Genomic DNA, 5,409 nt, shown 5'->3' on the forward strand with positions numbered 1-5,409 from the left:
CCCGCCGGCCTCGATCCTCCTCAAGAAGATCACGGGCGTGGCCAAGGGCTCGCAGAAGCCGAACACCGACAAGGTGGGCAAGGTCACCCGCGCCCAGCTCGAGGAAATCGCGAAGCAGAAGGAGCCGGATCTCACGGCTGCTGATCTGGATGCCGCCGTGCGTACGATCGCCGGCAGCGCGCGTTCCATGGGTCTGGTGGTGGAGGGTTAAGACATGGCAAAGATCACCAAGCGTATGAAGGCCGCAGCGGCCGCCGTCCAGCCGGGCAAGACCTACGGCATCGACGAAGCTCTCAAGATCGTCAAGGACAACGCCAAGGCGAAGTTCGCTGAGTCGGTGGACGTGTCCATCCGCCTCGGCATCGACGCCAAGAAGTCGGACCAGGGCGTCCGCGGTTCCTCGCTGCTGCCGCACGGCACCGGCAAGACCGTTCGCGTCGCCGTGTTCGTTCCGGCCGGTGAGAAGGCTGACGCCGCGCTCGCCGCTGGCGCCGACGCCGTCGGTATGGACGACCTCGCCGAGAAGATGCAGGCGGGCGACCTGAACTACGGTCGCGTCATCGCCACGCCGGACGCCATGCGCGTCGTCGGTAAGCTCGGCCAGGTGCTCGGTCCCCGTGGCCTGATGCCGAACCCGAAGGACGGCTCGGTCACCGCTGACGTCGCCACGGCCGTGAAGAACGCCAAGGCCGGCCAGGTGAAGTTCCGTAACGACAAGGGTGGCATCATCCACGCCACCATCGGCAAGGCCAGCTTCGACGCTGCCCAGCTCGCCGACAACCTGAATGCCCTGCTGGGCGACCTCGTGAAGGCCAAGCCGGCTGCCGCGAAGGGCCAGTACATCCAGAAGGTTGCGCTGTCGAGCACCATGGGCGTGGGCGTGCCGGTCGATACCTCGACCGTGAACACCTCGGCCAAGTAAGTGTTACGACCCTCGCCGGTTCGCCGGCGAGGGCACGTTTTTGAGGGCAGCCCGGTTGAAACATCGGGCAGCCGTCAAAGACCGCAGGCGCGATCAGCGCGCGATGGCGACGAGCAGGGAGCTCGTGTTGGCAAGGAACCGCCGTCATCGTTAGCGGGTTCGCTTAATCGGGTCCCAAGGCCCAGCCGGCGTAGATGGTGCAGCCCCTTCTGGAATCGTTTCGACTCTGGAATGGCCACCACCCCCGGGACGTAGCCCGTCCCCGACGTCAGGATGATGTCGCCCAGGACCGCAAGCGGCAGGAGTCGTGAGCGGAGTTCAATTGGAGGAGTGCAATGGCTCTCAATCTTTCTCAGAAGCAAGAAGTAGTCGCAGAGCTCGCTGAGGTTGCCGCGAAGGCACACTCCTTGGTCGCTGCCGAATACGCAGGCACCACGGTCTCGCAGATGACCGCGATGCGTAAGAAGGCTCGCGAGTCGGGCGTGTTCCTGAAAGTTGTCAAGAACACCCTGGCCGCACGCGCTGTTGCCGGTACCGAGTTCGAGGTCGTCGCTGACGCCCTGACCGGTCCGCTGCTGTACGCGTTCTCGACCGAGGAACCGGGCGCCGCTGGCCGCCTGATCAAGGAATTCGCGAAGACCAACGACAAGCTCCAGCCGAAGGTCGTTTCCATCGAGGGCAAGCTGTTCGACGCCAAGCACGTCGACGTGCTGGCCTCGCTGCCGACCCGCGAAGAAGCGCTGGCCATGCTGGCCCGCGTGCTGGCCGAGCCGGTCACCATGTTCGCTCGCGCGATCAAGGCCGTCGCGGACAAGCAGGGTGGTGGCGAAGTCGCCGCCGAAGCCCCGGCTGAAGCCTGATCTCGCTGACTCTTTTCTCATCGAAACCCATTTCAGAAGGTAAGAAACAATGTCCACCCTGACCACCGAACAGATCGTTGAAGCCATCAAGGCCAAGTCCCTGACGGAAATCATGGAACTGGTGAAGTCGATCGAAGACACCTTCGGCGTCTCCGCTGCTGCCCCGGTTGCCGCTGCTGCTGCCGGCCCGGCCGCTGCCGCTGCTGAAGAGCAGACCGAGTTCGACGTGATCCTCAAGTCCGCTGGCGACAAGAAGGTCGACGTGATCAAGGCCGTCCGCGCCATCACCGGCCTGGGCCTGAAGGAAGCCAAGGACCTCACCGAAGCCGGTGGCGTCGTGAAGGAAGCTGCTTCGAAGGAAGACGCTGCCAAGTTCAAGAAGGATCTGGAAGCTGCCGGCGCCACGGTCGAACTCAAGTAATCGGCGCCTTGCGCGCCTTACGTTCGACTTAGCGTCAAGCCAGGCCTGGGGGCGTAAGCCCCCGGGCTTTGGCCGTTCTGAATGCTGTACGTGTAGTTGTTCCATCCCGTCGCAAATGGGACATCGCGATTCGAGAGCCGCCTCCAGCGGGCTCCGCGGTTCGAATCCCGATCTCCGATTTTCGATTCACCTTCAGCCACCGCACGCCAGGCGGTGGCACTACCGAGGCGGTAAAAAACATGACCTACTCGTTTACCGAGAAGAAGCGCATCCGCAAGGATTTCGGCAAGCGGCCCCCCGTGCTGGGCGTGCCCAACCTGCTGACCATCCAGACCGACTCGTACAAGGAATTCCTGCAGGAGCACACCAACCCGAAGGCGCGTGAAGAGAAAGGCCTGCACGCGGCCCTGAAGTCGGTGTTCCCGATCTCGAGCTATTCCGGCAACGCCGCCCTCGAATATGTCGACTATCGCCTCGGCGAGCCGGCGTTCGACGAGCGCGAGTGCCGCAACCGTGGCATGACCTTCGGTGCGCCGCTGCGCGCCACCGTGCGCCTGGTCATCTACGACAAGGACAGCCCGGCCTCGAAGAAGGCCGTGAAGTACGTGAAGGAACAGGAAGTCTACATGGGCGAAATTCCGCTCATGACCGACACCGGCACCTTCATCATCAACGGCACCGAGCGCGTCATCGTCTCGCAGCTGCACCGTTCGCCGGGCGTGTTCTTCGACCACGACCGCGGCAAGACCCACAGCTCGGGCAAGCTGCTGTTCTCCGCGCGCGTCATTCCTTACCGTGGTTCGTGGCTCGATTTCGAGTTCGACCCGAAGGATGCGCTGTTCACCCGTATCGACCGCCGCCGCAAGCTGCCGGTCACGGTGCTCCTGCGCGCGCTCGGCTACAACAACGAAGAGATGCTCAGCATCTTCTTCGAGCACAACGTGTTCCACCTGGGCAAGAAGGGCGCGGTCACGCTCGATCTCGTCGCCGAGCGCCTGCGCGGTGAAACCCTCTCGTTCGACCTCGTGGTCGATGGCAAGGTGCTGGTCGAAGCCGGCAAGCGCATCACTGCGCGCCACGTCCGCCAGCTGGCGAACGAGAAGATCGCCACGCTCGAAGTGCCGGACGACTACCCGGTCGGCCGCATCGTCGCGATCGACATGATCGACAAGGACACCGGCGAAGTCATCGCCGCGGCCAACGACGAGCTGACCCTCGAACACCTCGAGCACTTCCGCAAGGCCGGTATCGAAACCGTGCCGACGCTGTACGTGAACGACCTCGATCGCGGTGCGTACATCTCGAACACGCTGCGCATCGACAACACGCGCACGCAGCTCGAGGCCCTGGTCGAAATCTACCGGATGATGCGTCCGGGCGAGCCGCCGACCAAGGATGCCGCGCAGAACCTGTTCTTCAACCTGTTCTTCACCTTCGACCGCTACGACCTGTCGGCCGTGGGTCGCATGAAGTTCAACCGCCGCGTCGGCCGCAAGGACGTCGTGGGCCCGGGCGTGCTCTACGACCACAAGTACTTCAGCGACCGTAAGGAAGAAGAGTGCCAGCGCCTCATCGGCGAGCTCGGCGAAACCTCCGACGTGCTCGACGTGCTGCGCGTGCTCATCGATATCCGCAACGGCATCGGGACGGTCGACGATATCGACCACCTCGGTAACCGCCGCGTGCGTTCGGTCGGCGAAATGGCGGAAAACACCTTCCGCATCGGTCTCGTCCGCGTTGAACGCGCGGTTCGCGAGCGCCTGTCGCTGGCTGAATCCGAAGGCCTGACCCCGCAGGAACTCATCAACGCCAAGCCGGTCGCGGCGGCGGTGAAGGAGTTCTTCGGTTCGTCGCAGCTCTCGCAGTTCATGGACCAGAACAACCCGCTGTCGGAAGTGACGCACAAGCGCCGCGTCTCGGCACTGGGCCCAGGCGGCCTGACCCGCGAGCGCGCCGGCTTCGAAGTCCGCGACGTGCACCCGACCCATTACGGCCGCGTCTGCACCATCGAAACGCCGGAAGGCCCGAACATCGGCCTGATCAACTCGCTGGCCGTGTACGCCCGCACCAATGCCTACGGCTTCCTCGAGACGCCGTACCGCAAGGTCGAGAACGGCAAGGTCACCGACAAGGTCGATTACCTCTCCGCGATCGAAGAGGGTGACCACGTCATCGCGCAGGCGAACTCGCCGCTCTCGAAGGAAGGCAAGTTCCTCGAAGACTTCGTGTCCTGCCGTTTCCGCGGCGAGTCCGAGCTGCGTCCGTCGGCCGAGATCAACTACATGGACGTTTCGCCCATGCAGACGGTGTCGGTGGCAGCCGCGCTCGTGCCGTTCCTCGAGCACGATGACGCGAACCGCGCACTCATGGGCGCGAACATGCAGCGCCAGGCCGTTCCGACCCTGCGCAGCCAGAAGCCGCTCGTCGGCACGGGCATCGAGCGCGCCGTGGCGCGTGACTCGGGCGTCACCGTGGCCGCCAAGCGTGGTGGTGTCATCGACCAGGTCGATGCCGCCCGTATCGTCGTGCGCGTCAACGAAGCCGAAGTGGGCGACGATGATGCCGGCGTCGATATCTACACGCTGACCAAGTACACCCGCTCCAACCAGAACACCAACCTCAACCAGCGTCCGCTGGTGAACGTCGGTGACGTGGTGGCCGTGGGCGACACGTTGGCCGACGGTTCGTCGACCGACCTGGGCGAGCTCGCGCTCGGCCAGAACATGCTCGTCGCCTTCATGCCGTGGAACGGCTACAACTTCGAAGACTCGATCCTCATCTCCGAGCGCGTCGTGCAGGAAGATCGCTACACCTCGATCCACATCGAGGAGCTGACCTGCATCGCCCGTGACACGAAGCTGGGCGCCGAGGAAATCACCGCGGACATCCCGAACGTCGGCGAGCAGGCCCTGGCCCGCCTCGACGAGAGCGGCATCGTCTACATCGGTGCGGAAGTGAAGGCCGGCGACATCCTGGTGGGTAAGGTCACGCCGAAGGGCGAGAGCCAGCTCACCCCGGAAGAGAAGCTCCTCCGCGCCATCTTCGGCGAGAAGGCCTCGGACGTTAAGGACAGCTCGCTGCGCGTGCCCCCGGGCATGGACGGCAACGTCATCGACGTGCAGGTCTTCACCCGCGACGGCATCGAGAAGGACAAGCGCGCCAAGCAGATCGAAGAGACCGAGCTGAAGCGTATCCGCAAGGATCTC

At 64.1% G+C, this 5,409-nt stretch carries 4 protein-coding genes and 1 pseudogene; all 5 read left to right on the forward strand.

The genetic code is table 11. The features are described 5' to 3' along the window. Positions 1 to 211, forward strand: a pseudogene (gene rplK / locus ACTHLF_RS10995) (50S ribosomal protein L11); the annotation flags it as partial. A 3-nt stretch (positions 212 to 214) separates the two neighbouring features. Beyond that, the gene (rplA, locus tag ACTHLF_RS11000) at positions 215 to 922 is read left to right on the forward strand and encodes a 50S ribosomal protein L1 (protein ID WP_440327377.1); all 708 of its coding nucleotides are present in this window, start codon (positions 215 to 217) and stop codon (positions 920 to 922) included. Positions 923 to 1,257: 335 nt separating this feature from the next. Beyond that, the gene (gene rplJ, locus ACTHLF_RS11005) at positions 1,258 to 1,782 is read left to right on the forward strand and encodes a 50S ribosomal protein L10 (protein ID WP_440327379.1); all 525 of its coding nucleotides are present in this window, start codon (positions 1,258 to 1,260) and stop codon (positions 1,780 to 1,782) included. A 49-nt stretch (positions 1,783 to 1,831) separates the two neighbouring features. Further along, complete coding sequence (gene rplL / locus ACTHLF_RS11010; RefSeq protein ID WP_440327381.1) at positions 1,832 to 2,203, forward strand: 50S ribosomal protein L7/L12; 372 nt, start codon at positions 1,832 to 1,834, stop codon at positions 2,201 to 2,203. 239 nt (positions 2,204 to 2,442) lie between these two features. Beyond that, positions 2,443 to 5,409 (forward strand): DNA-directed RNA polymerase subunit beta (gene rpoB, locus ACTHLF_RS11015; protein WP_440327383.1); only part of this gene is annotated, 2,967 nt, incomplete at its 3' end.

It is taken from the genome of Luteibacter sp. (genome assembly GCF_051958795.1).
Lineage (GTDB): Bacteria > Pseudomonadota > Gammaproteobacteria > Xanthomonadales > Rhodanobacteraceae > Luteibacter.

What these genes read in the sequence shown, in the direction of transcription:
- rplA (WP_440327377.1), top strand. Translation starts at nt 215, where the DNA reads ATGGCAAAGATCACCAAGCGTATGAAGGCCGCAGCGGCCGCCGTCCAG.
- rplJ (WP_440327379.1), top strand. Translation starts at nt 1,258, where the DNA reads ATGGCTCTCAATCTTTCTCAGAAGCAAGAAGTAGTCGCAGAGCTCGCT.
- rplL (WP_440327381.1), top strand. Translation starts at nt 1,832, where the DNA reads ATGTCCACCCTGACCACCGAACAGATCGTTGAAGCCATCAAGGCCAAG.